This window comes from Labrys okinawensis (genome assembly GCF_002982075.1).
Lineage (GTDB): Bacteria > Pseudomonadota > Alphaproteobacteria > Rhizobiales > Labraceae > Labrys > Labrys okinawensis_A.
The window spans coordinates 163,621-188,740 of record NZ_PUEJ01000012.1 but is presented as its reverse complement, the minus strand read 5'-3'; the positions used below and the strand labels follow the sequence as shown (position 1 = coordinate 188,740).

The 25,120-nt window shown below is 61.8% G+C and carries 24 protein-coding genes, 1 tRNA gene and 1 other RNA gene; 11 read left to right on the top strand and 15 right to left on the bottom strand.

Annotated elements, in window-relative coordinates; translation table 11 throughout:
• Positions 1 to 1,500, top strand: a complete 1,500-nt coding sequence (locus tag C5L14_RS26405) for a pyridoxal-phosphate dependent enzyme (RefSeq protein ID WP_105865035.1) — start codon at positions 1 to 3, stop codon at positions 1,498 to 1,500.
• Positions 1,501 to 1,740: 240 nt separating this feature from the next.
• Here the strand turns inward: C5L14_RS26405 and C5L14_RS26400 are convergent, their stop codons facing one another.
• Both C5L14_RS26400 and C5L14_RS26395 read right to left on the bottom strand, forming a co-directional pair.
• Positions 1,741 to 2,250, bottom strand: a complete 510-nt coding sequence (locus C5L14_RS26400) for a MucR family transcriptional regulator (protein ID WP_342588436.1) — start codon at positions 2,248 to 2,250, stop codon at positions 1,741 to 1,743.
• A gap of 551 nt (positions 2,251 to 2,801) precedes the next feature.
• Positions 2,802 to 3,023: a hypothetical protein gene (locus tag C5L14_RS26395; RefSeq protein WP_105865034.1), complete on the bottom strand. Its 222-nt coding sequence runs from the start codon at positions 3,021 to 3,023 to the stop codon at positions 2,802 to 2,804.
• A gap of 434 nt (positions 3,024 to 3,457) precedes the next feature.
• Between C5L14_RS26395 and C5L14_RS26390 the strand changes: the two genes are divergently transcribed.
• Positions 3,458 to 3,898: a host attachment protein gene (locus tag C5L14_RS26390; RefSeq protein WP_105865033.1), complete on the top strand. Its 441-nt coding sequence runs from the start codon at positions 3,458 to 3,460 to the stop codon at positions 3,896 to 3,898.
• A gap of 131 nt (positions 3,899 to 4,029) precedes the next feature.
• Here the strand turns inward: C5L14_RS26390 and C5L14_RS26385 are convergent, their stop codons facing one another.
• Together C5L14_RS26385 and C5L14_RS26380 are read right to left on the bottom strand one after the other, a co-directional pair.
• Positions 4,030 to 4,455 carry a hypothetical protein gene (locus tag C5L14_RS26385; RefSeq protein ID WP_105865032.1) on the bottom strand — a complete coding sequence of 142 codons (426 nt, stop codon included), beginning with the start codon at positions 4,453 to 4,455 and terminating at the stop codon, positions 4,030 to 4,032.
• A 151-nt stretch (positions 4,456 to 4,606) separates the two neighbouring features.
• Entirely contained in the window at positions 4,607 to 5,359 is a 753-nt protein-coding gene (locus C5L14_RS26380) for a hypothetical protein (protein WP_105865031.1), read from the bottom strand.
• Between the two features lie 516 nt (positions 5,360 to 5,875).
• Between C5L14_RS26380 and C5L14_RS26375 the strand changes: the two genes are divergently transcribed.
• On the top strand, positions 5,876 to 6,481 hold the full coding sequence (locus C5L14_RS26375) for a class I SAM-dependent methyltransferase (RefSeq protein WP_105865030.1): 606 nt from the start codon (positions 5,876 to 5,878) through the stop codon (positions 6,479 to 6,481).
• A gap of 97 nt (positions 6,482 to 6,578) precedes the next feature.
• Here C5L14_RS26375 and C5L14_RS30155 read toward each other — a convergent pair whose 3' ends face one another.
• From C5L14_RS30155 to tkt, 11 genes are all read right to left on the bottom strand, one after another.
• Positions 6,579 to 7,160 carry a hypothetical protein gene (locus tag C5L14_RS30155; RefSeq protein ID WP_146127027.1) on the bottom strand — a complete coding sequence of 194 codons (582 nt, stop codon included), beginning with the start codon at positions 7,158 to 7,160 and terminating at the stop codon, positions 6,579 to 6,581.
• A gap of 421 nt (positions 7,161 to 7,581) precedes the next feature.
• Positions 7,582 to 9,576 (bottom strand): hypothetical protein, encoded by a 1,995-nt coding sequence (locus C5L14_RS30150; protein ID WP_146127026.1) that lies wholly within the window; start codon positions 9,574 to 9,576, stop codon positions 7,582 to 7,584.
• Positions 9,577 to 10,137: 561 nt separating this feature from the next.
• Positions 10,138 to 10,214: transfer RNA gene (locus C5L14_RS26370), tRNA-Met, on the bottom strand.
• A gap of 124 nt (positions 10,215 to 10,338) precedes the next feature.
• Positions 10,339 to 11,127 (bottom strand): inositol monophosphatase family protein, encoded by a 789-nt coding sequence (locus C5L14_RS26365; protein WP_105865052.1) that lies wholly within the window; start codon positions 11,125 to 11,127, stop codon positions 10,339 to 10,341.
• 138 nt (positions 11,128 to 11,265) lie between these two features.
• The gene (locus tag C5L14_RS26360) at positions 11,266 to 11,487 is read right to left on the bottom strand and encodes a hypothetical protein (protein WP_105865029.1); all 222 of its coding nucleotides are present in this window, start codon (positions 11,485 to 11,487) and stop codon (positions 11,266 to 11,268) included.
• A gap of 117 nt (positions 11,488 to 11,604) precedes the next feature.
• On the bottom strand, positions 11,605 to 12,720 hold the full coding sequence (locus tag C5L14_RS26355) for a tetratricopeptide repeat protein (RefSeq protein WP_105865028.1): 1,116 nt from the start codon (positions 12,718 to 12,720) through the stop codon (positions 11,605 to 11,607).
• The gene (locus C5L14_RS26350; protein ID WP_105865027.1) at positions 12,717 to 13,367 is read right to left on the bottom strand and encodes a thiamine phosphate synthase; all 651 of its coding nucleotides are present in this window, start codon (positions 13,365 to 13,367) and stop codon (positions 12,717 to 12,719) included. The genes C5L14_RS26355 and C5L14_RS26350 overlap by 4 nt, the downstream gene beginning before the upstream one ends.
• 129 nt (positions 13,368 to 13,496) lie before the next feature.
• Positions 13,497 to 14,561 carry a class II fructose-bisphosphate aldolase gene (fba, locus tag C5L14_RS26345; protein WP_105865026.1) on the bottom strand — a complete coding sequence of 355 codons (1,065 nt, stop codon included), beginning with the start codon at positions 14,559 to 14,561 and terminating at the stop codon, positions 13,497 to 13,499.
• Positions 14,562 to 14,757: 196 nt separating this feature from the next.
• A complete protein-coding gene (locus C5L14_RS26340) occupies positions 14,758 to 15,948 on the bottom strand; it encodes a phosphoglycerate kinase (protein WP_105865051.1) in 1,191 nt (396 codons plus the stop codon).
• Positions 15,949 to 16,487: 539 nt separating this feature from the next.
• The gene (gap, locus tag C5L14_RS26330) at positions 16,488 to 17,498 is read right to left on the bottom strand and encodes a type I glyceraldehyde-3-phosphate dehydrogenase (RefSeq protein WP_105865024.1); all 1,011 of its coding nucleotides are present in this window, start codon (positions 17,496 to 17,498) and stop codon (positions 16,488 to 16,490) included.
• A 137-nt stretch (positions 17,499 to 17,635) separates the two neighbouring features.
• The gene (tkt, locus tag C5L14_RS26325) at positions 17,636 to 19,624 is read right to left on the bottom strand and encodes a transketolase (protein ID WP_105865023.1); all 1,989 of its coding nucleotides are present in this window, start codon (positions 19,622 to 19,624) and stop codon (positions 17,636 to 17,638) included.
• A gap of 295 nt (positions 19,625 to 19,919) precedes the next feature.
• Between tkt and C5L14_RS26320 the strand changes: the two genes are divergently transcribed.
• From C5L14_RS26320 to C5L14_RS26285, 8 genes are all read left to right on the top strand, one after another.
• On the top strand, positions 19,920 to 20,171 hold the full coding sequence (locus tag C5L14_RS26320; RefSeq protein ID WP_181161337.1) for a DUF4164 family protein: 252 nt from the start codon (positions 19,920 to 19,922) through the stop codon (positions 20,169 to 20,171).
• A 1-nt stretch (position 20,172) separates the two neighbouring features.
• Complete coding sequence (locus C5L14_RS26315; RefSeq protein ID WP_105865021.1) at positions 20,173 to 20,538, top strand: cell division protein ZapA; 366 nt, start codon at positions 20,173 to 20,175, stop codon at positions 20,536 to 20,538.
• Positions 20,539 to 20,706: 168 nt separating this feature from the next.
• Positions 20,707 to 20,864: non-coding RNA, 6S RNA (gene ssrS, locus C5L14_RS26310), on the top strand.
• Positions 20,865 to 20,886: 22 nt separating this feature from the next.
• Positions 20,887 to 21,465 carry a 5-formyltetrahydrofolate cyclo-ligase gene (locus tag C5L14_RS26305; protein WP_181161336.1) on the top strand — a complete coding sequence of 193 codons (579 nt, stop codon included), beginning with the start codon at positions 20,887 to 20,889 and terminating at the stop codon, positions 21,463 to 21,465.
• Between the two features lie 316 nt (positions 21,466 to 21,781).
• Positions 21,782 to 22,606: a TIGR00282 family metallophosphoesterase gene (locus tag C5L14_RS26300; RefSeq protein ID WP_105865019.1), complete on the top strand. Its 825-nt coding sequence runs from the start codon at positions 21,782 to 21,784 to the stop codon at positions 22,604 to 22,606.
• Positions 22,607 to 22,749: 143 nt separating this feature from the next.
• On the top strand, positions 22,750 to 23,496 hold the full coding sequence (locus C5L14_RS26295; RefSeq protein WP_105865018.1) for a YebC/PmpR family DNA-binding transcriptional regulator: 747 nt from the start codon (positions 22,750 to 22,752) through the stop codon (positions 23,494 to 23,496).
• 92 nt (positions 23,497 to 23,588) lie between these two features.
• On the top strand, positions 23,589 to 24,107 hold the full coding sequence (gene ruvC, locus C5L14_RS26290; RefSeq protein WP_105865017.1) for a crossover junction endodeoxyribonuclease RuvC: 519 nt from the start codon (positions 23,589 to 23,591) through the stop codon (positions 24,105 to 24,107).
• 102 nt (positions 24,108 to 24,209) lie between these two features.
• Entirely contained in the window at positions 24,210 to 25,022 is an 813-nt protein-coding gene (locus C5L14_RS26285) for an isocitrate lyase/PEP mutase family protein (protein ID WP_105865016.1), read from the top strand.
• The last annotated feature ends 98 nt before the right edge of the window (positions 25,023 to 25,120 follow it).

Here is a 25,120-nt window from a genome sequence, read left to right as displayed (position 1 = left end):
ATGTCCAACATTTACGGCTCTATTCTCGAAACCGTCGGCAATACCCCTGTGATACGCCTGGGGCGCCTCGAGCCGAAGGGAATCGAACTCTACGCCAAACTCGAAGCCTTCAACCCGCTCGGCTCTGTCAAGGACCGGCTGGCGCTCGGCATCATAGAAGCCGCCGAGCGCGACGGCAGGCTGCAGCCAGGCCAGACCGTGATCGAGGCAACGAGCGGCAATACCGGCATAGGGCTCGCGATGGTCTGCGCCCGCAAGGGCTACCCGCTGGTCATCGTGATGGCCGAGAGCTTCTCGGTCGAACGCCGCCGGCTGATGCGCTTCCTCGGCGCCCGGGTCGTGTTGACGCCAGCCTCCGAGAAAGGGACCGGAATGGTCGAGAAAGCGCGCGAACTCGCGGCTGCGCATGGATGGTTCTGGACCCGGCAGTTCGAGAACGAAGCGAACGCCAATATTCACAGCGACACCACCGCCCGCGAGATATTGCGTGATTTCGGGGGGACGGGGCCCGACTATTTCGTCACCGGCGCGGGCACGGGCGGTACGCTCAAGGGGGTGGCGCGCGTCCTGCGAGCCGAAAGCCCGAAAACGCGGATCATCGTGGCGGAACCTGAAAACGCCCCGATGCTGGCAAGCAGCATCGGCCAGCAATACAGGAGCGACGCCACCCCGGCCGCAAGCCACCCCCTGTTTCGCCCGCACCCCATGCAGGGATGGAGCCCGGACTTCATCCCCAAACTGACTGGCGACGCTGTCGACTTCGGCCTGATCGACCTCATCCAGCCTGTCGCCGGCTCGGAGGCCTTGCGTCTGGCCCGGGAACTCGCACGCCAGGAGGGCATTTTCTGTGGTGTCACGGGCGGTGCGACATTGGCGGCCGCGCTCGACGTCGCGAAGACGGCGCGGCCAGGCAGCCGGATCCTTTTCATGGTGCCCGACACCGGCGAGCGCTACCTTTCGACACCGCTATTCGACGCAATCGGGCAGGAGATGGATGCGGCCGAGCAGGAAATCTCGAACTCGACTCCACTATGCCGCTTCGGTGGTCCCACGTCGCAGGCAGCGGCGGTGTCCGTGGCAACGATCGATCCGGCGCCTGATCATGCTCGCCACTTCGTCGAACAGGCGATCAAGGATCCCGGCCAACCCGTGGTGATGTTCGCGCTGGAATGGTGCGAGTTCTGCTGGGCAGTGCGCAGGTTCCTGAAGGACATCGGCGTCCCCTTCCGTTCCGTTGATCTCGATTCAGTGGCAATGCAGGTCGGCGATCTCGGCGGAGACATTCGCAAGGTGCTGCGAGTAATGACCGGTGCGGCCACGATCCCGCAGATCTTCATCGGCGGTATTCACGTTGGCGGTTCGGTCGACCTGCTTCAACTTCATGATGCCGGCAAACTCGTATCGGTGCTCGATAAAGCCGGCGTTACTCCAACCGGCGACATTACGCTGACGGCGCGGAGCTACCTGCCGAAATGGCTCGCCGCCCGGCCCGCCGCCTGATGTCCAGCAGATCCATCTCCAACGCGAGCCCGAGGTAACCTTCTTCAAACCCGCCAGATCCACTGCAACTGCTTCCTGGCCGGAAGGAGAAACATGAGGCTCCGTGATGCGGTACGACATGCGGCTCCGGCGCCATGGCGCTTCTCGATTAGTCCATGCCTCTTCGTCGAACGCAAAAGGCCGGAGCGATCCCTCATGGCATCGCTCCGGCCTGGGCATGAAACGAGACGAAACGCGTCCTCAGCCAGCCTTGGCTGTCTTGGCCGGCGGGGTATTGCGCCCCCATCGCAACGATCCAAGGCCTGCGGCCTTGGCGAGACGGGAGCGCTCCGCAGCATAATTCGGCGCAACCATGGGATAATCCTCCGGGAGGCCCCATTTGCTCCGGTATTCCTCCGGCGACATATTGTATTTGCTGCGCAAATGCCGCCTCAACGATTTGAATTTCTGGCCGTCTTCCAGGCAGACGATGAAATCGGGCGTCACGGACTTGCGTACTGGTACAGCTGGACGCAATGGGGCCGCCTCTTCGACTACCGGCTGCTCCCGGAGCTTCGACAGGCTGTCGTGAACCATTGATATGAAAGATGGCAAACCGTCCGTCGGAATAGAATTATTAGCGACGTAAGCTGCGACGATATCCACCGTAATATCGATTAAATTATTGTCAGCTTCCTGCATATCCGAAACGATCCCCGATTCACGTTTGATGAAAGCAGCATTTTGCCACGTTGGGCCAAAAAAGCACATTACATTTCGTTATAGTTAGAAATCGTTGCCCGGATCGACAGCCGACAACCGCGACATATTGAGGCAGCCTGACACCCAGGCCAGGAATATTTGCCCAAATACCATCCCTCCTCATTCATCAGACATGCCTTTGAGCAGGACGACGCCGGCCCTCCCCGCCGTTGCTTTCCCAACCAGCGTCGGCGTTTTGGGTTGCGCGAAACCGCTTGTGCGGCCTTTTCAAAGAAATGGCCATCGGTGCTGCCGATCACCGGCGGAAGGGAAAGAACACCGGCACACGCCCGTCGAGCCGCCCGCTGGGCAAAAGCAGGCCATGGCGTCCTGGACTGCGCCGTAATGCTGCCATGACGGCCATGCACGGTGTCGCCGACGATGCGGTCGCCGCGGGAGAGCACTCGCCGGGACTCTGTGCCAACTGCCGCCTGTTTTTGCGCGTGCTCGCGGCCTGATCCGCCAGGAAGCCGGCGCTGGAAGAGGTCGGGCATCCTCGGAAACGGCAGCGAATCCCCGCCAGGGAACGCGCCGTATCACAACGAGGGAGACGCGGCGATCTAACGCAGCGATTGGGTGAGCGATACCGAGCGGCCCGGCCCGGACATCGGCCTTTTCTTCAAGGTGGCGGATTCGGCAATCATGGTGACCAGGATCGCGATTGCCAGAACGGCGACGATGCAGACGGAGAAATGGAACTGTCGGCCGGCATCGCCGCGCGAAACACGGCGGAGGCGGTGGTTTTCCTCGGTGAAGTCCAACAGCGTTTCGTCGCGAGGCATGGCAGCACTCCCTCTGTCACGACAGGCTTCCGATGCCCCTCAATGACAGCCAACCGGTGCTCCGCTCTGTGCGAAATTGCACAGCAGTCTTATGAGTTTCGACCGTTTCAGCTCAAGAATTGATGGTACATCCTGGTTTAAAATGAAAACCGATGATCGTAAAATGGCCGGAATCGAGCCATTACGAGAGGGAGCGATTCTATGGAAAAGCCCTTAGTTGGATTTCTGGGAACGAAGCCGACGCCGACCAGGCGATATTGATTGTGCTTCTGCAGCCGATCTCTACGATATCGCGATCAAAATGACATCGTATGAAGGAAGCCTTGTTCCGTCCGCGTTGAGCCGGTTGCGCAGCAGGAGATCCCGCATCCTCGGGCTGACAGAGGAACATTTGAGCGCCCGGATGCATTTGCTTGCAAAGAGGTATTGCAACCATGATCCTAGACGACAGAAACACCCTCGTGCTGGTCGGTGATGGCAGGAAGGCGCTTTTTCTGCGCCAGATCGGACGTGGCAACAAGGCCAGTCTCGCCGTCGACCAAGTTCTGCAGGACGACAATCCCGCCACGCGGGAACAGGGCACCGACCAACCCGGGCGTACCGGCACGGGCAGCAATGGCCGCACCAGCGCCATCAAGGAAACCGATTGGCATCGGCTGGGCGAAGAGCGTTTTGCGGCCGGTCTCGCCGAAATGCTGTATCGGCGTGCTCATGCCGGCCAATTCGACAGGCTGGTCGTGGTCGCTCCGCCAAAGGTGCTCGGCGATTTGCGTCAAGCCTTCCACCAGGAAGTCCTGGACCGCATCAGCCGCGAAATTCCCAAGCAGATGACTTCGCACCCGATCGAAGATATCGCAAGAATGCTGCGGGAATAGCGACGCCGTCATCCGATCTTAGAGCGCAGCGGCCGATCCGGCGCTTGAACAGGACAGGGGAGGCGAGCGATACATGGCTGGCCGGGCCTCTCGATGAGCTGCTGGTTTTTCAAGTCCCCTCCTGGCGCCCCTTATCGGGCCGGGCCGCACAGTTCATAGAGCGCCTGGCCCATCGTCACATTGACCGGGCGCGATCTGGCCAGAGGATGGCGGACGATATAGCGATCGAGCAGTTCGACCGCCGCCTCGTCGGTTACGCCGGCAAGGCACTGACGGCGGTGGCTGGTAAGCTGGCAGCCATCGCCGAGGCAGGTCGAAAGCTGCTCCATTACGATGGCCAAGGCGAAGCCACGTCTATAATCGTCTGGCCAGCCGAGCCAAACATCGTAGCCCTGCGCCGGCGACCCGGCACCCTCCCCGCTTTTGGAAGCGGAGAGAATGGTGGCGGGCGCTGTAGCCGCCTCGTTCCCGGCAAAACCTGGTTCGAACCCACCCCAGGGCGGGAACACCGCCGCCATGAGCAATCCACTTGCTGCAAGCCAGTTGCCGCTCTGCATCGCGCTCTCCCGCTGCTCCGGATGGCCGGATCGCATCGGTCTGCCGAAATCCGGCACCTCCTTTGCGGGTATCGGAAGATACACCCAAACGAGGCGTTGCGGGCGTGCTTCGCGCTGGCGGGATGACGTATCGCCGCGCGCCGGCAGCGGCCTATTTGAACGGGCGGGCCCATTCGGCAAGCCGGCGCCGAAAAGCTGCCGGCCAGGCCTTCACATCCGGCCGCACGACGATGGGCTTGCTGTGTTCCTTCCAGGCCAGAAAGGCCTGCTTCTTCGATACGTCGACAATGTAGAATGCCGTTTCGTCCGGGCAGTAGATCTTCAGGCAGGAAGAGCCGATCACTGCATCGCCCTCGACATCGACGCTGCCCAAGCCGTTCAGGAGGCGCTTGAATGTCGCCTCGTCCGGCCCGAGCATCTCGACCAGCCGGCCGGCGATCGTGCCATAGCTGAAGATCTGGCCGGGATGCTCCGCCTTCAGCTCGAGCGCGTTCTGCCAGATCATCGGATCGGGCGTGGTGGCCGTCTTCTGCGGGGCGGAAAAGCCCGTCTCCGGCAGCCACACCCATCGGGTGCCATTGCCATAGGAAGTGATTTCCTCGAAGACGAAGCCGACACCGGAGCTCACGAATTCCACATTCTGGCATTCCCCGATGGGACCATCGAAGCGCGCCGGCTTGCCCGGCAGGAACGCGATGATGAACCGGGCGGGCGCGCAGGCATTGCCGCCGCTGCCGACATAGCCGATCGCATAGCCGGTCTGGCCGATGACACCGATCTTCTCCAGAGCGACCACGTGGTTTTCGGCGACGATCTTGCCCTCGACCTCGAGCTGGCGGCCATCCTCGTCGGTCTCGACGAGGGCAATCTTACGCCCGAACAGTTCCAGAGGCTGCCAGCGCACGGGCTTTCCGGCGTGGGCAGACGCAGCCAGGAAGAGGGCAACGCCAAGCCCCGAGCAGAGTTTCACGGCAAGACCTACACATGGGCCCGGCGGGAAAGCTCTGTAAAGGATTGGCACCCTGCAGATGCCTCGCGCTCGTACCCACCTGCCGATCGCAAGAAACTTGCCCCGCCTCATCGCACCCAGCATCGATGTACTCCTGTCAGACAGGCGTCGATAACGTGCATCTAATAGCACTCGACCAGTCGCCGCCACTGTTCCGGCCGGAGCAGCCCGCGCCCGAAACCACCGCCGCGCGATACCTCTCTTGGGATCGATTCGGTCGACGTCATTCGAGGTGCCCATCTCCGTTCCCAAACGCACGAAGCGGACGCCTAAGGCCATCCGCCCTGGGCAGATCAAATGGCGCATTGATCTTGCGTCGCGCGACGGCTACGAATTTTACCATCCGGTTACGCTGGAGTATCTCCGCCCTCAATCAACGACGATGCTTCAAAGAGGCTGGACAAAATCTCAATGCTCGTGGATAGCACGAGCCAAGAAAAAGCAGAGGAAAGAAGAAGCCATATGTTTCCAGATCCCAGAGGAATGTTACTGCAAGTTCTACCCAAAGGGGGTATCGGTGCCGAGATAGGCGTTCTTATGGGCGATTTCTCTGCTCAACTGCTGCAGGCTACCCAGCCCCGGAAACTATATCTGGTCGATCCGTGGATGCATTTCGACGATGCCGCCCATACGACAACCCTCTATGGTGGGACAGCTTTTACGCGCGAGGAAGTCGAGGGCCGCTATCCACGAGTGCTCGAACGATTTCGTGAGCAGACACAGGCAGGGCTAGTCGAGGTCGTTCGGGACTTCTCTACTCGATGGGCCAAGCGGGTCGAGGATGGGACGCTCGACTATGTCTATGTCGACGGCGACCATAACAAGGATGCGGTTGCCGCCGACATCGATGCATTTTGGCCGAAACTGAAGCTCGGCGGCATCATGGCATTCGACGACTACACCTTGGGCGGATGGTGGAAGGATGGCGTGGTTGCGCCCGTTCACGCCTTGCTCGGCCGCGAGCGCTGCCAGTTGGAACTAGCAGTCGGCAGCCAAGTCGCGGTGCGCAAGCTGTAGTGCCTGATGTGCCTTCCTATCGTTCAGGGAAGGCACATTCGGCCACCCACGCTGGTCGCAACGATATTTTCTCATCAGTCGTCTATCCATGTCCTCGTCATCTTCCGCTCTGTGGCGACGATGTCGCCTCCACGGTTGGCGCCTCAAACCTCTTACGGTAACTCCAAAAAAGCGAGAGCGCAGAAATCTTGCTATCAGGCTGTGACGAGACGCAGCGGCGTTTTAGGGGCAATCCCGTCTGGTGATCCAGCCAAGTATGACAGGTTAACGCTTGCCGAGCGTCCCATTTTTCATCCAGATAACTGAACCGATAGTCCCATATGTCGTAATCTTTACCCAAAAAGTGTTCGGAACCCACAAGAACACAATCAGAATGGACGGCATCCTTTGGCAGTCCATCTCGTCGGAATACAAAATTACTTTCAACATATTTTGATCCGATATCGCTACGTTGGTAAGCTTTTGCCCCTACTACAACGAGTTCCCTATGGACCACCTTTCCATTGAGGTATTTTAGTTTCCTGATTACCTGAAACTGCTCAATCGACCCGAGCTTGACATTGGCCTCCAGTAGGGGACGGCAGGAGGCGCTGGCTATCGTTTCCGTCGCTGCGCCCGTTGGCAAACAAAGAGCGACCATCACCACGCTCAAAGCAAAGATCTTATAAGTCGATCCCATTGCAAACTCGCCTTATTTTAGGCGAGTATGCGCTGGTTCGTCCCGCTCTGCAATTTTCTCTCATTTCGTGAATAAAAACGCCCTTATAGATGCGCGACGAACCACAAGACCCGTGTCTTCGCCTCCAATATATGCGCCCATCCAAGTGGTTAGGAGTTCTCTCGCTGAAACAGATATATTCCAGATCTGAGATTGCACGCACACAGTGGCGATGCTGTTTAATATCACATCTGAACTCGATCTAACGCCATCGTATCGAGATACCAACCCAGAGAAACGCTGGGCAAAATGGCAGAACATTCGCCGTCCTCTGCCGACAAAATTGCAAGATCGCGATACTTGGATTTTTGCGAATTGAATTTGTAGAAATAGAGGATAGCCTCTCCGGCTAATGCCCCGAGAGGCTATCTCCGTTGGCGTATCACCGCACTCGAACACACTGCCCACTGCCGCTGAGGCCGGCTGAGCCTGAATAGAGAGCCGCCCCGATCAGATAGATAGGCGTCGTCCCCTGCGTTGAGGTCAAATCAAAGGTATGCGGGCCAGCACGCAGGGTACCGCTGCCAGGAATCTGCGACATCCCATAGCCGGGTGCAAGCGGCCAAGAATTGGGCGCCGTGTTGAACGAAACCTGCGTTGTAGTGATCGACGTGCCGGTTCCCGCCACTGCAATAAGTCCCGCGGAGCACTCCCACATACCGGGCGTTAGATTGACTGTTGCGACAGTCACAGGACTTCCATTGGGCACGGACGCCACCGACCCGGCAACGCTCGCGACCTCTCCCGGCTGGCCCTGGTAAAGTGCCGACGCTGCGTCCGTAGGTCCCCAACTGAAGGCATTTACCGGAGGATGACTTTCCGCCCCATTCAAGCCAGCAAATACGTTGTCACGCACCGTTACGCTGGTCGCAGTCGGATCAACAACGATCAAGTTATTGTACTGTAAATTGTGGTGATAAAGGTAGTTATTGATAGTCCTCACACCGTTCGCGTTTCCTTGGGTTCCGCAAGGATTATTTGAACCAAATACGTGGATATAACTACCAATTGCAGCGCCATTTCCGTCGTTCGACAACCAAGCCTGCTCCAAGGTTCCGTTCGATACTCGGCAGAAACGAAAGAAATCCTGGTTTTGACCCTTCCATGTTGCGTTTGCGTCGGTAAACGGCTTGGCAACCAGCCAGTCCCCGCCGCGGATTGTCAGGAGACCGACAGACTGCGCGTCAACAAAACCGGATGTCGCATTGCAAGAGAAATTATCGATGTTGTATTCGAGGGGAGAGTAATCCGCTTTTGACGAATATATTTTGATACATTGCTTCGCGTTACCGGCGGCACTGTTAAGAATTGAAACGTCCTCAAAAGGTCCTACGGCACCGGCTGCCCCGCTTGCATAAAAAGTGTAACCGGTCTTATAATTCTGTACGATCGTATTAGTGATATGATTTACGAAAGCTCCTCTTCCTATCATCGTAATACCATCTCCCACTGTAGGATCGGTGGTCCCGATGGGCTCAGAGTTGCCGTCGAAATAATTTATACCACTATAACAAGACGTATTTTCGATCTGAGATCCTCCAGCATTAACAATGTACATACAATTATTAAAGTTATTTATTTTAATATTGTGCGTGTAAAGATTCTTTGATGGCTTAAATACTCCATAGAAACCATAATTATTTCCGCCAACTTTCGCTTGCGCAGCCGTTAAATCCCGCAGCTCTATTCGATCCTCATCGGGGACATTGCCAATCGTGGAGGTACTGCATATATTCACGCCGTCTACAAATTTATCCTGAATCGGATTACCCGAGCTGTCCAAGAGCGGGCCTGTACCAGCATTATTCTTCCAGCTGCTGTCTGCTCCGAATATCAGATTGGTCTGATCCTGGCCGCTTCCCTGGAATACGATGGATATTCCACAGCTTTTGATAGGGCTGCTAAAATAAGCTCTCCCCTTTGGGAAACGTATATATAGATCGTTCCCAGCAAATGTCGTCCTATATTTTTGAATGATGGAATTGACAGCCACACCATCAATTTCATCATCGAGGGAATTCGCGACAAGGCCGGCATTCGTTTTCCACTGCGCAAGCGTCCAACCAGTGGAGTTCATGCCATTGAAGTTCGTAATCTCGAAAAGCCGGTGATGGAACCCGTCTCCCATATAGCCCCAGCCGCGCAGCGTTCCCTCATCCACATTGATCTGGTTTTGCGACGCCGGCAGCGGCGCCGAGCCAATGCCGAGCGTTCGAAAATCCTGGGGTGTTGCAAAGAGGGGGCTCGAATATTGCGGCGCTGGCACGGTCGTATCCGGAGGCAAAGTATCAGCCAGCAGAACTCCATTTTGCGACAGGAGACCCCCCAGCAGAGATCCCACGACTGCTATTTTCTTGCAGACATATTCTAATTTCATACCGTCACCTCTCTAAATGTCGGATCAGATCTGAAAAACCTCTATTTTTCAGCCGCAAGACGAAGCTCCCACTAACTCAGACGGGAATTGGGTGCTTCTTCTTCATTGCGTGAACAAATGATGAACAAATAGGGATGATGTCTCAACGGCGGGCGTGTTACGAAAATGAGAGAGTCACCTCCTTGCATTTTGGAAAAAGGATATTTTTGGGGAGCTACGGCGCGCCGATGATGGACAACCGGCTGATATGTAGCGCGGCTTGTAATTCGACGGGCCTGGCATCCAAGCGAGGCGCTCGACGTCGGCGAGGTCCTGAAGCGTTCAATACCGCCTTCCCCTGAGGCGTGCGAAGGATGCTTCGGCTGTAGCAACTCGACCTGCCTTCATGGGTGACGGTGGCGCAGAAGGTGGAGTGCAGTTCAGTGCATGCAATTTGGAAATAGGCAGAGCACAAAGCCGGCGCCCAGCCAAAGCCTGCATAAAAGCCCGGAGCAACGTAGTGGTCCGCAAGGCTGCACCTGCGAACAACACCCTGCTCGATCATCTTTTCTATGAGAGAAATGGTAGCGGGAGAGGGACTTGAACCCCCGACACGCGGATTATGATTCCGCTGCTCTAACCAGCTGAGCTACCCCGCCACGAGGCCCGGCGCTGCCGGACGGGCGGCTTATGCAAGGCTGGGCCGAAACTGTCAAGCGGGTGGGAGAGGAAATCTTCTCCCCTCCCCGTCTTTGCTGCGGTTTTGCCTTCGAATCCGCGCCGTCAGGCCTTGGCGAAGAGGCCGAGCAGGCCCTTGTGGATGGCTTCGTTGCCGGCCACGGTGTCGCCGGTGTCCAGCATGGTGTCACCGCCACGGATGTCGGTGACAAAGCCGCCGGCTTCGCGCACCAGCACGATGCCGGCTGCCAAGTCCCAGGAGGAGAGCCAGCGCGAGGCGAGGCCGTCGAGGCGGCCGGATGCGACATAGGCCAGGTCCAGGGCGGTGGCGCCGAAATTGCGCACGCCGGCGACCTTGCCCATCACGGCGCCGAGATCGGCGAGATTGGTCTGGTGCTGGCCGCGGCCGAGGCGCGCCAGGCTCATGCCCACCATCGAATCCTCCATCAGGCGGCGGCCGGAGACGCGGATGCGCCGTTCGTTGTGGAAGGCGCCCTTGCCGCGCTCGGCCACGAACAGGTCCTCGGTGGCGGGATTGTAGACGACGCCGGCCACCAGCAACCCCTCGCGCTCCAGCGCAACGGAAACCGCGAAGAAAGGCACGCCATGCAGGAAATTGGTGGTGCCGTCGAGCGGATCGATATGCCAGCGATGGGTCTTGTCCGCGCCTTCGACGACGCCGGTCTCCTCCATCACGAAGCCATAGCCCGGGCGGGCCCGCTCGAGTTCCTGATGCAGCGTGCGCTCGGCCTTCTTGTCGGCGACGGATACGAAATCGCCCGGCCCCTTGGCCGAGACTTGCAGGTTCTCGAGCTCGCCGAAATCGCGTTTGAGCCCCTTGCCGGCCTTGAGCACGGCAGCAACCATCACATTCATCAAAGGTGAACGCAGCATCATGGAACTTTCAAATAACGGTCGCCCCGGAACACGGGGCGCAGGAATGGGAAGCGGCCTGTCTAATGGAAAATGCCGCCGATATGAACGGGAAAATGCGGCCGTAGTGAAAATTCGAATCGCCGCGGCCGGCGGCGCTCACAGGTCCCGGTAATAAGCCTTCCCATGGCCGTGCAGGGCCTCTTCCTCCGCGCCGATGTCATAGGGGGGCGACGAGATCGGCTTCACCGCCTCGACGCAAACGCTACGAAATGCGGACGCAGGGCGGCGAGGCCTCACTGGCCCGCTCGATATCTCGCGGGTGCCGCGCACACACGCACCCCGCCGGGCCAGCACGTCGACGAAATTGATCTCGACCACCGGGCGCTCCCGGGTTCGACGTACCGTGCGCCTTGACGCTCGCCACGTAGCCGCGCGAATGACGCTCGATTACCGCCCTCGCCGCGGCATCCAATGCGGCCATGCCGCTCCCGATCCCTACATGCCGTAGAAGCGAGCGCCCTGAATGGCTGCGGCCCGCACTTCCGGCGTTTGCCGCGCGACATATTCGTCGAGCTGCTTGTCCTCGAGCCCAGCAGCCTTGGCCAGCAGATGCCACATGCAGGCCAGCACCGGATTGGGCGCCAGGCCCATGCCGGCCGCATACATCCGTGCCAGGCGGTTGCGGGCGATCGGCGAACCGCGCAGGGCGGCGCGCTCGAACCAGTCTGCCGCCATTTCCTGGTCGCGCGGCACACCCTCCCCGTTGAAGAGGGCGATGCCATATTCCACCATGCCGTCGATGTTGTTGGCATTGGCGGAGGCAAGGAAATAATCGGCCGCCTTCTTCTTGTCGGCCGTTACGCCCTTGCCTTCCTTGGTCAGCACGCCGAGCGAATAGAGGGCATCGCCATTGTTGGCGAGCGCCGCCTGGCTGAAGCGCTTATAGGCGGTGGCATAATCGGGCGGGCCATTGGTGGTGCGCAGGGCGATGATGCCGAGATTATAGGCCGCCTCCGGCACGCCCAGCTCGGCGGCGCGGTTGAGCAGCAGCATGCCGCCCGGCTCGTCCTTGGGCACGGTCTTGCCCAGGAGCTTGGCCATGCCATAGGCGAACATGGCGTTGCGGTCACCGCGCTCGGCGGCTTCGGAATACCATTGCGCCGCCTTCACCGGATCGGGCGGCACGCCAAGGCCATTGGCATAGAGCTGGGCGATCAGGGTCATCGCCGCGGGGTCCTTGTCGGACACCACCCGTTTGGTGGCTTCCTCCAGGGCCTTGAGATAGTAGCCGCGCTGGAAGGCGCCATAGGCCAGATCCGGTGGCGGGCCGGACGGCGCAGCGGGCGCCGCGGCCTCCGCCGGCGTGGCCGCATCAGCCGGCGGGGGAGCGTCACCGGGCTGGTTCTCGGCCGGCTGGGCATCCGCGGGCGCGGGTTTGGTTTCTTCGCCGGCGTTGGCCGCCTCGGCGGGCTTGCCGGCATCGGGCTCGGCCGGCGTGCCAGCGTCGGCGGGCTTGGCAGCTTCCGCGGGCGGCGGCGTCTGCGCCTGGCCGGGCATGACGGCGAGAAGAACCGGCAGCGCGAGCGCGGCCGCAACAGCGATGCGCTTCATGCGAGACTCCCTCTCTGCTTCAGCAGCCGGTCCGACAGCGCAACCGCTTCGGCCGGCCCCTGCTCGTGATTCCAGACGGCATTGCCGAGCGCCACGAAATCGGCGCCCGCATCGGCGAGCAGCGGCACCGCCGCCAGATCCGGCGCAAAGGCGACGCAGGGCACCTCGAAAAGCTCGGCCCACCAGGCGGTGCGCTCCACCACGCCCTCCAGCGGCGGCAGGCGGCCATCGCGCGCCGGCTCGCCGAACATGACGTAGTCGACCCCACTTTCAGCAACGGTCATGGCCTCGTCGCGCGTGCGGATACCACCGGCCCCGACGATGCGCTCGGGCTTGAAGCTGTCCAGCGCCTCGGCGAGGCCCTTGCGGCCATCATTGAGATGCACGCCGTCGGCCCCCGCCCGGGCCACCACCGCGCTCCAGCCGCTGACGAGCAGCGCCGCGCCGGCGCCCTGCACCACGGGCGCGATCTCCTTGATCAGCTTCTTGGCGCTGTTGTCGTCGCCGGCCACCGGAGTGAACAGCACGCAGGCAATGTCGCCGGCCGACAGCGCCGCCCGCAGGGCGGGCAGGAAGGCAGCGACATCGTCGATGGCAGGGGTGACCAGATAGATCTGGACGGGGGGACGGGGTGGAACTTCAGCCATGGCGGGAATCCCGGGAATCCTTCTTCTCGCTACGGCATTGGTGCCGATCCCGGAATCGGCGCCAATGCTGTAAGGTTTCGCCTCCGCTTCGCATCACCTGGGGAATGTGAAGCTTTTTTCCGGAATGGCTCAAGCGAATTTCGGCTCGAACTTGCCGGCCTTGTAGCCCTTGGCCATCTCGTGCAGCGGGATGACCTTGATCTTGCCCGCCTGGCCCGCGGTACCGAACTCCTCGTAGCGCTGCTTGCACAGTTTGATCATCGCATCCTGGGCGGGCTTCAGATATTTGCGCGGGTCAAATTCGCCCGGATTTTCGGCAAAGATGCGGCGGATCTGGCCGGTGATCGCCATGCGGCAGTCGGTGTCGATATTGACCTTGCGCACGCCATGTTTGATGCCGAGCTGGATCTCCTCCACCGGCACGCCCCAGGTCTGCGGCATCTCGCCGCCATATTTGTTGATGATGTCCTGGAGTTCCTGCGGCACCGAGGAGGAGCCGTGCATGACCAGATGCATCTCGGGCATGCGCTGGTTGATCTCCTTGATGACGTTCATCGCCAGAATGGCGCCATCGGGCTTGCGGGAAAATTTGTAAGCGCCGTGCGAGGTACCCATGGCGATGGCGAGCGCGTCGACCCTGGTGTCCTTGACGAACCTCACCGCCTCGTCGGGATCTGTGAGGAGCTGGTCATGCGAGAGCTCGCCCTCGGCGCCATGGCCGTCCTCGGCCTCGCCCATGCCGCTTTCCAGGCTGCCGAGCACACCGAGCTCTCCCTCCACCGAGGCGCCGACCCAATGGGCCATGTCGACAACACGGCGGGTGATGCCCGCATTATAGGCATAGTCGGCCGGCGTCTTGCCGTCCTCCTTGAGCGAACCGTCCATCATCACCGAGGTGAAGCCGGCCTGGATGGCGGTCAGGCAGGTAGCTTCGTTGTTGCCATGGTCCTGGTGCACGCAGACCGGAATGTCCGGATAGATCTCGACCGCCGCATCCATCATCTTGGTCAGCATGATGTCGTTGGCATATTGGCGCGCACCGCGCGAGGCCTGCATGATCACCGGCGAACCGGTGGCCTTGGCGGCCTCCATGATGGCGATCACCTGTTCCATATTGTTGATGTTGAAGGCCGGGACGCCATAGCCGTGCTCGGCGGCATGGTCGAGCAGCTGGCGAAGGGTGATGCGTGCCATTGCGAGGTCTCCAGGGGCATGGGGCGGATCTTACACCCTCCCCTGGACGGGGAGGGTCGGCCTGCAAGGCCAGGGCGGGATGACGTGGCCCTCAATTCTCGAAAATGATCCTGGACAGAGCGCGATTCGTGCGAAGAAGCTGCCCCACGCCAAGGTTTCGCATCGCCCCTCCCCTCCAGGTGAGGGTACCGCCCGCTCAGGCGCGCAGGATCTCCACGCCCGGCAGCGGCTTGCCCTCCAGCCATTCGAGGAAGGCACCGCCCGCCGTCGAGACATAGGAGAACTGCTCGGCCACATTGGCGTGATTGAGCGCCGCCACCGTGTCGCCGCCGCCGGCGACCGAGAGCAGCTTGCCGGCCTTGGTGCGCGCTGCGACATGCTTGGCGGCCGCCACCGTGCCATGATCGAAGGGATGCAGTTCGAAGGCCCCCAGCGGGCCGTTCCACACCAGCGTCTCCGCCTCGTCGATGGCGCCCTTGATGCGCTCCACCGATTGCGGGCCGGCATCGAGGATCATGCCGTCGAGCGGTATGGAATCCAGCCCATACGCATGGTTCGGCGCATCGGCGGCGAAATGATAGGCCACCACCGCATCGACGGGCAGGATGATGGCGCAATTGGCCTTCTCAGCCTTGGCGAGGATGGAGCGGGCAGTATCGCCGAGGTCGCGCTCGGCCAGCGACTTGCCGACCCCGACGCCCTGGGCATGCAGGAAGGTGTTGGCCATGCCGCCGCCGATGATGAGGGCGTCGACCTTGGCGACGAGATTGCCGAGAAGCTCGAGCTTGGTCGAGACCTTGGCGCCGCCGACCACGGCGACGACAGGGCGCTTGGGCTGTTCGAGTGCGCGCGAGAGAGCCTCGATCTCGGCCTGCATGGTGCGCCCGGCATAGGCCGGCAGGAGGTGCCCGAGACCTTCGGTCGAGGCATGAGCGCGATGGGCCGCCGAGAAGGCGTCATTCACCCAGATGTCGCCATTGGCAGCCAGCGCCTTGGCGAATTCGGGATCATTCTTCTCCTCGCCGGGGTGGAAACGGGTGTTCTCCAGGCAGAGGATGTCGCCCGGCTGCAGGGCGGCGACAGCCTTGGCCGCCACCTCGCCGATGCAATCCTCGGCGAAGGCGACGGGGCGCTTGGCCACCTCCGCGAGCTTGGCGGCAACCGGCTTCAGGCTCTCCTTGGGGTCCACACCCTTGGGCCGGCCGAAATGGGCGAGCAGGATGACCTTGGCCTTGGCGCGGGCGAGCTCCAGGATGGTGGGGATGATGCGCTCGATGCGGGTGGCATCGCTGACGACACCCTTCTCCATCGGGACGTTCAGGTCGACGCGTACCAGAACGCGCTTGTTTTCCACATTCACGTCGTCGAGGGTGCGAAAAGCGCTCATGCCTGTCCTGTCCATCTGTTTTTCGGCAAGGTGCCCAGGTCGTCAGCATGGATTGGCACCAACCCATACCGAACACACGCCCTAGCACACCCCGCCCGCCTCGCAAAATCACCGGCGAGCAATAGAGCAAGCGGGCGGATCGATCCAGCGGTGAACGTAAGAAACGGGCTGAAATTGCGTCGCCGGCCAGGCAATGGGCCTGGGAGCGTAGATGTCTTGGAGGGCAAACGCCCGCCGCTTCACTCCGTGTTTGAATGGTGATTCAGATTCGACCAATTGCTGCGATTTTCAGTTTCACCATGGCTGCTGTGCCGATTGATCTCACTTCTCTCGCGCGTGCGATAATGGAAAGGCAGCGTGTGCCTGAAGGCGAGAAACAGAAAGCCCGCCAGTGCCACAAGGCCCAGCAGCCCGACAAACGTGTCCCCCATCGCACGCCCCCTTGATCAGCAGCACACGCCGATCCTACCACATCGCACAACAGAAACGGCGCCCCGGTTTCCCGGAGCGCCGTCTTCAACTCAATTCGAGCGTGCCGCTCAGATCAGGCTGGCGAAATGCACCGCCGTGTCGGCCATGCGGTTCGAGAAGCCCCACTCATTGTCGTACCAGGTCAGGATGCGCACGAACTTCTCGTCGATGACCTTGGTCTGGTCCAGCGCGAAGATCGAGGACGCCGGGTGGTGGTTGAAGTCACGACTCACCAGCGGCTCGTCGGTATAGGCCAGCACGCCCTTGAGCGGGCCGCGCTTGGAGGCCTTGATGATGGCCTCGTTGACCTTCTCGACGCTGGTCCTCTTCCGGGTGTTGAACTTGAGGTCGACCACCGAGACGTTGGGGGTGGGCACGCGGATCGAGGTGCCGTCGAGGCGGCCCTTCAGCTCGGGCATCACCAGGCCGACGGCCTTGGCGGCGCCCGTCGAGGTCGGGATCATCGACAGCGCCGCGGCGCGGGCTCGGTAGAGATCCTTGTGCATCTGATCCAGCGAGGGCTGGTCGTTGGTGTAGGAATGGATCGTGGTCATGAAGCCGCGCTCGATGCCGAAGGCGTCGTGCAGCACCTTGGCAACCGGCGTCAGGCAGTTGGTGGTGCAGGAGGCGTTGGAGATGACCAGATGATCCTTGGTCAGGTCCTGGTGGTTGACGCCATAGACCACGGTGAGATCGGCACCGTCGCTGGGGGCCGAGACGATCACGCGCTTGGCGCCCGCCTTGAGGTGGGCAGCGGCCTTGTCACGCGCGGTAAAGATGCCGGTGCACTCCATCGCGATATCGATGTTCAGCTCCTTGTGAGGAAGCTGGGCCGGATCCTTGATAGCGGTGACCTTGATCTTCTTGCCCTGCACGACGATGGAATCGCCCTCGACCTTCACCTCGGCCGGGAAGGTGCCGTGGATCGAATCGTAGCGCAGCAGATGGGCGTTGGTCTCCACCGGCCCGAGGTCGTTGATGGCGACGACCTCGATATCCTTGCGCTTGCCCTCGACGATGGCGCGCAGGATGTTGCGGCCGATGCGGCCAAAGCCGTTGATGGCGACACGAACTGTCATCCGATATTTCCTTTCTCTGCCTTCAGCTAGAGCATTTTCCGGGAAAGCCGATCGACTTCTCGATTAGGAAAACGCATCAAAACAAAGAGTTAGAGCAAAGCGCGCCTGGGCACGCCTCGCCCGCTTACAGCTCATGCTCAGCCGTTGTGGCGGCGCAGGGCGGTTTCGGCCACGGCTTCCGCCGTGATGCCAAAATGGTTGTAGAGGTCCTTGATCGGGCCGGAGGCGCCGAAGCCGGTCATGCCGACGAAGCCTCCGTCGATGCCGATCACGGCGTCCCAGCCGAAGCGGACGGCCGCTTCCACCGCGACCTTCACCGGCGCGTCGCCGATGATCTTGGCCTTGACCTCTTCAGACTGCGCGATGAACAGCTCCAGCGAAGGCACCGAGACCACGCGGGTCGGCACGCCGCGCTGATTGAGTATGGCGCGGGCATTCATGGCGATCTCGACCTCGGAGCCCGAAGCGAACAGCGTCACCGCGGCCTTGCCGCCGCCGGTGCCGGCCAGCTCATAGGCGCCCTGAGCGCACAGATTGGCCGTCGTGGCTTCGCGCAGCAAAGGCAGGTTCTGGCGGGTCAGCGCCAGGATGGTCGGCCCATTGGTGCGCTCGAGCGCGAGTTGCCAGCATTCGGCCGTCTCGATCGCATCGCAGGGACGGAACACCCGCATGTTCGGAATCGCACGGCAGGCGGCCAGATGCTCGACCGGCTGGTGAGTCGGACCATCCTCGCCGAGGCCGATCGAGTCATGGGTCATGACGTAGACCGGCGCGGTTCCCATCAGCGCCGCAAGGCGGATGGCGGGACGGGCATAGTCGGTGAAGACGAAGAAGGTGCCGCCGGCGGGAACGAAGCCGCCATGCAGGTAGATGCCGTTCATCGCCGCGGCCATGCCGTGCTCGCGGATGCCCCAATGGATATAGCGGCCCTTGAAGTCCTTCGGCGTGATCTCGACCAGGCCCTTGGCCTTGGTGTTGTTGGAAGGCGTCAGGTCGGCCGAGCCGAGCACCAGTTCCGGCATGACCTCGACGATGGCATTGAGGGCGGCCTCGGAAGACTTGCGCGTCGCCATTGCGGTGGGGGCAGCGGCCAGGGCCTTCTTGTGGGCGAGAATGGCCTTGCCGAGCTTGGCGGGGCGCACATGGCCCATGCGGCGGTTGAATTCGGCCTGCTTGCGCTCGGAGAGGGTGGCAAAACGCTCTTCCCAGGCTTGGCGGGCAGTGGCGCCACGCGAGCCGGCTTCGCGCCAGGCCTTGAGCACGTCGGCGGGCACCTCGAAGGGGGCGCCGGTGATGCCGAGATTCTCCTTGGAGAGCTTGGCCTCTTCCGGCCCGAGCGGCTCGCCATGGGCCTTGGAGGTGCCGGCGCGATGGGGCGAACCGAAACCGATGGTGGTCTTGCAGGCGATCAGGGTCGGCTTGTTCGACTTCTGGGCAGCCTCGATGGCGGCCGCGACGGCATCCTGGTCATGGCCGTCGACATTCACGGCGCGCCAGCCGGCGGCCTGGAAGCGCTTGATCTGGTCGACCGAGTCCGAAAGCGTCAGCGGGCCGTCGATGGAGATGCCGTTATGATCCCACAGCACGATCATCTTGTTGAGCTTGTAATGGCCGGCGAGCGCGATCGCCTCCTGGCTGACGCCTTCCATCAGGTCGCCGTCGGAAGCCAGCACATAGGTGTAATGGTCGACCACCTTCTTGCCGAACTGGGCGGCCAGCATCTTCTCGGCGAAGGCAAAGCCCACGGCGGTGGAGATGCCTTGCCCGAGCGGGCCGGTGGTGGTCTCGACGCCGACGGTGTGGAAATTCTCCGGATGCCCGGGGGTCTTGTGGCCGAGCTGGCGGAAATGCTTGAGCTCCTCGACCGTCATGCCCGGCACGCCGGTCAGGTAAAGCAGCGAATAGAGCAGCATCGAGCCATGGCCCGCCGACAGGATGAAGCGGTCGCGGTCGGCCCAATGCGGATTGGCGGCATCGAACTTCAAGAAACGCGTGAAAAGGACGGTGGCGACATCGGCCATGCCCATGGGCATGCCGGGATGGCCGGATTTGGCTGCCTCAACTCCATCAATCGCCAAGCCACGGATGGCATTGGCCAGGCGGTTCTGCATTTCGGTGAGTGCCATGGAGTGTTTCCTGATGAAATTCGCCGGAATTTGGCAAAAAAGGGCGGTGGGTTCTTAGCACCTCATCCCCGACTGTCAATGATCCCCAGGCTTGTGCCTGAAATTCACGCAACCGGCGGTGAGGCGATCGAAAGCCAGAGGTATCATCAGGGGAAGGCCGGCGGCTTTCGCTTGGCCGCGGTGCGAAACCGCGATACTTTGATATTTAAGCAAAAACGCGGAGCGGCGCCGTCATGATTCGATGGAATGCCGCGATAGGGAAAGAGTGAGTAGGCCCTTGTCTGTGGATGCAGCCTTGCAACGATTGAATACGGCCCTGGCCAAGCTCGAGGAGGCCGCCGAGCATCGCGCGGAACTCGACCGCACCATCGGCGGACATCGCATCGAAGTGCAGGCGCTCTCGGAAGACCGCAATCGCCTGGCCTTGGAACTCGACGCGAGCTATGCACGTTTCGCTGCGATGGAAACCGCCAATCGCGACGTATCGCGACGCCTCGACCAGGCGATGGATTCCATCCGTTACGTGCTTGAGCCGCAGGACAGCTAGCATGGCGCATGTATCCGTCACCATTGCAGGCCGTGCCTATCGCATGGCGTGCGACGAGGGCCAGGAGGAACATCTCCTCGGCCTCGGTCGTCAGCTCGACGCCAAGATCGATGCCCTGCGTTCCTCTTTCGGCGAGATCGGTGACATGCGCCTGGCCGTGATGGCCGGCATCATGGTCGCGGACGAACTGTCGGAAATGCAGCGGCGGGCAGCAACCCTGCAGCAGGATCTCGATGAATTGCGCCAGACCCGCGACAATGCCCTGCAGCGCGAGCAGCAGACCCAGATGCGCGTGACTCAGGCCTTGACCGACGCCGCCAGCCGGGTCGAGAAGCTGATCGATTCCCTGTCGAAGACCGGCGTCTAGAGCAAAGCGCGTTCAAGTGTGAACGCTTATTTGCCCTAACTCATTGGTTAGACGCGTCTTTGTCTTTTCCGGGATCTCGGGATGCCTGCGATCCCGGGCCGTTCGCGCTCTCAGCAATATTTTCATCGCCCTCTGGCGCTCGCATCGTCTCGACCCTATTATCTCGGCGCGGTGCTGCCTGGTTCGTCAGGACAACTGTATCCCCGGGGCCATACGACTCCCAAGGGAGCTGTCACTGTTCTCGCTCGAGGGCTTGGACATTACGGCGCCCACCTACATCAGTAGGCGCCCGGGATCGAACCGTCCAACGGCCGAGGTGGCCCGCTCCCTCCTCTTTTCATGCGCGTAATGGCCTCCACCGATCACAAGACCCAGTTGCGCCACAAGGCGATGGCGGCGCGTTCAGAGATCCGCGGTCATCAGCGCCAGGCAGCGACGGCGAGAGCCGCCCATCACGCCTTCAGCCGCCTGAAATACACCAGCGGCATCGTCGGCCTCTATCAGGCCTTTCGCGACGAGATCCATCCGGACGAAGTGGCCGAGCGCCTGCACCATGCCGGCCGCAAGCTGGCGCTGCCGACCACGCCGAAATACGGCCACCCGCTCACCTTCCGCGCCTGGGCGCCTGGCGACCCGCTGGTGGTCGGACGCCACAACATCCCCGAACCCTCGCCCGAGGCGGAGGAAGTCCATCCCCAGGTGCTCCTGGTGCCGCCCGTCGCCTTCGACCGCCGCGGCTACCGCATCGGCTATGGCGCGGGCTTCTACGACCGCACCATTCCGCAGTTGCGGGCGATGCATCCCGTCTTCACCCTCGGCTATGCCTTCGCCTGCCAGGAAGTCGCGTTCCTGCCATCCGAGCACCATGATGTGCCGCTCGATGCCATCGCCACCGAAAACGAAATCATCACAGTGACGGGGCGTTAGGGTCTACCCTCGGCTATGATTTTGAATTTGATGAGGTCAAAAATGATTGGATGGGAGGAGCCAGCGCTGCCCAGACTCCCGTCTTGGCAAGCGAAGCGACGCTGCAGACGACCATTTTTAACCTCACCGCCTTCGGCGGCGGGGCGCTTTTGGCCGATGAGCGCGTCGTATCAGCCACAGGCTTTGCCTGTGGCGAACGTAGCAAGCCGAAAGGCTTGCGTCCTCGAACTCCCGCGCACTTGCTCCACAACTGCGGACATCCTCGGCCAAAATCGCTCCCGTCAAATCCAAACCATAGCCGAGGGTAGACCCTAACATGCGCTTGCTTTTCCTCGGCGACATCGTCGGCCGCACCGGCCGCAATGCAGTGATCGAACGCCTGCCGGGCCTGCGCGAAGCCTGGAACCTCGATGCCGTCATCATCAATGGCGAGAACGCCGCCGGCGGCTTCGGCTTGACGGAGGCGATCTTCGACGAGGTCGTCGCCGCCGGTGCCGATGTGGTAACGCTCGGCAATCACTCCTTCGACCAGCGCGAGGCCCTCGTCTTCATCGAGCGGGCGCCGCGACTGATCCGTCCCGCCAATTATCCCAAGGGCACGCCGGGGCGCGGCGCCACACTGGTGGACCTGAGGAACGGAGCCCGGCTGCTGGTGATCCAGGTGATGGGCCGGGTCTATATGGATGCGCTCGACGATCCCTTTGCGGCGCTCGAACGAGAGCTCGCCGCCTGCCCGCTCGGTCTCGGCGCCGACGCGGTGGTGGTGGACGTGCACGCCGAGGCCACCAGCGAGAAGCAGGCGCTTGGCCATTTCGCCGACGGGCGCGCCAGCCTGGTGATCGGCACCCACACCCATGTGCCGACGGCGGATCACCAGATTCTCAGCCACGGCACCGCCTATATGTCGGATGCTGGCATGTGCGGCGACTATGACAGCGTGCTCGGCATGGACAAGGAAGAGCCGGTGCGGCGCTTTATCCAGAAGACACCGGGGCTGCGCTTCGAGCCGGCGACCGGCGAGGCGACCCTGTCGGGCCTGGCGGTGGAGACCGACGACAGCACGGGCCTTGCCGTGAGGATCGCGCCGGTGAGAATCGGCGGGAAACTGTCGCGGGCCGAGCCGGCTTTTTGGGGAGTCTAGCGCACCGGGAACCCGCGGCATCTCGCCTGGCATCCCGGGATTTGCCTCTCGGTATGGATTTTTCCCGCCGCCTTTTCTATAAGCCGCGCCACAATTCATTGGGTTCGCTTCGCGGAGCCTCAGATCGACACAAGGCAGGACACATGGCCGGTCATTCCCAGTTCGCCAACATCATGCACCGCAAGGGCAAGCAGGATGCCAAGCGTTCCAAGCTCTTCTCCAAGCTCGCCCGTGAAATTACGGTGGCGGCCAAGCTCGGCCTGCCCGATCCGAACATGAATGCGCGCCTGCGCGCGGCCGTGCTGGCCGCCCGCGCCGAGAACATGCCCAAGGACAATATCGACAGGGCCATCAAGAAGGCTGCTGGCGCCGACGGCGAGAACTATGACGAGATCCGCTATGAGGGCTATGGCCCCGGCGGCGTGGCCCTGATCGTCGAAGCCCTCACCGACAATCGCAATCGCACCGCCTCGGACGTGCGTTCCTATTTCACCAAGGCCGGCGGCAATCTGGCCGAAACCGGCGCTGTGTCCTTCATGTTCGACCGGGTCGGCGTGATAGAATATGACGCCGACAAGGGCTCCCCGGATGCCATGCTGGAAGCCGCCCTGGAAGCCGGAGCCGATGACTGCGCTTCCTCCGAGGATGGCCATGAATTTATCTGCGCCGCCGAGAATCTCGCCGAAGTAACCAAGGCTCTGGAAACCCAGCTTGGCGAGGCCCGCAAATCCGGCCTGGTCTGGCGTCCGCAGAACACGGTGGCCGTCGACGACGAGACCGGCGAGAAGCTGATGCGCCTGGTCGACAATCTCGACGACCATGACGATGTGCAGCACGTCTATGCCAATTTCGAGCTCTCCGACGCCCTGATGGCGAAGCTGGCTGAGTAATCCGGGGACCGCCGGCTTTCAGCCGGCTCTTGGAATCAGACCGTTCGCAGGAAAGGGAAGAGCCGGCTGAAAGCCGGCGATCCCAGGAAAATATGTCCCAGACCCCCATCCGTATCCTTGGCGTCGACCCGGGCCTGCGCCGCACCGGCTGGGGTGTCATCGAAGTACTGGCCAACCGATTGACCTTCATCGCCTGCGGCACGGTGTTTTCCGACGACAATGAGGAACTCGCCCACCGCCTGCTCGAACTGCACAAGGGCCTGACGGAGGTGGTGACCCGTTTCGAGCCCGACGAGGCGGCGGTGGAAAAGACCTTCGTCAACAAGGATGCCACGGCAACCCTGAAGCTCGGCCAGGCCCGCGGCATTGCCATGCTGGTGCCAGCCCAGGCCGGCCTTGCCGTCAATGAATATGCGCCGAACCTGGTCAAGAAGACCGTGGTGGGCTCCGGCCATGCCGACAAGCAGCAGATCCACCTGATGATCAAGGTTCTGCTACCCAAGGCCGACCCGAAGTCGGATGACGCGGCCGACGCCCTGGCCGTCGCCATCACCCATGCCCATCACCGCACCAGCCATAATCTGGCAGCGGTCCTGAAGCGGTCCTCCTGAGACGCTGGCATCTCGCAGATGCACGCGCTCCCAGGTAAATAGCGCTTGCCACCCCGGTTTGCCGCCCCTAGAACAAATCGTGAATTTATTCGAGGATTCGCCATGACCCAGGCTCGCCGCGCCGCCGTGTTCTCCGAACTGCACCAGCGTCCCGAACTTTTCCTCATTCCCAACGCCTGGGATGCCGGGTCCGCCAAGCTTCTGGATTCGCTTGGCTTTTCTGCCATTGCCACCACCAGCGCCGGCCTCGCCTTCACCTTCGGGCGCAAGGATGGCCAGATGTCACGCGAGGAAACGCTCGCCAATGCCCGGGCCATCGTGGAAGCGACCGGCCTGCCGGTGAGCGCCGATCTCGAAAACGGCTTCGGCGATGCGCCGGAAGACTGCCGGGCCACCATTCTCGCGGGCATCGAGGTCGGGCTCGCCGGGGGCTCGATCGAGGACGCAACCGGCCGGCCCGAGCAGCCGATCTACGAATTCGGCCATGCCGTCGACCGAGTGCGCGCCGCGGCCGAAACCGCGCGGGCCGGAGGTTTCGTGCTCACCGCCCGCGCCGAGAATTTCCTCCACGGCATCGCCGACCTCGACGATACCATCCGCCGCCTCCAGGCCTTTCAGGAGGCAGGGGCGGAGGTGCTCTATGCGCCGGCGCTGACTCGCCTCGACCAGATTGCCAGCGTGCTGAGCTCGATCGACCGGCCGCTCAACGTGCTGTTCACGGTGGGCGGGCAGGATTTCACCGTCGCCGACCTCGCCAGGCTCGGCGTGCGCCGCGTCAGTGTCGGCGGCTCGTTCGCCCGCGCGGCTTTCGGCGCCCTGAAGCGGGCCGCCCTCGAGCTGCGCGACCAGGGTACCTTCGGCTTTGCCAAGGATGCCATGTCCTATGCCGAGCTTTCTGCTCTCTTCGGCAAGTGAGAAATCCTGGGATCGCCGGCTTCCCGCCTGCTCTTGAAGCCGCGACACCGGCGGGAGCGAGAGCAGGCTGGAAGCCGGCGGTCCCAGGATTAGGCCCA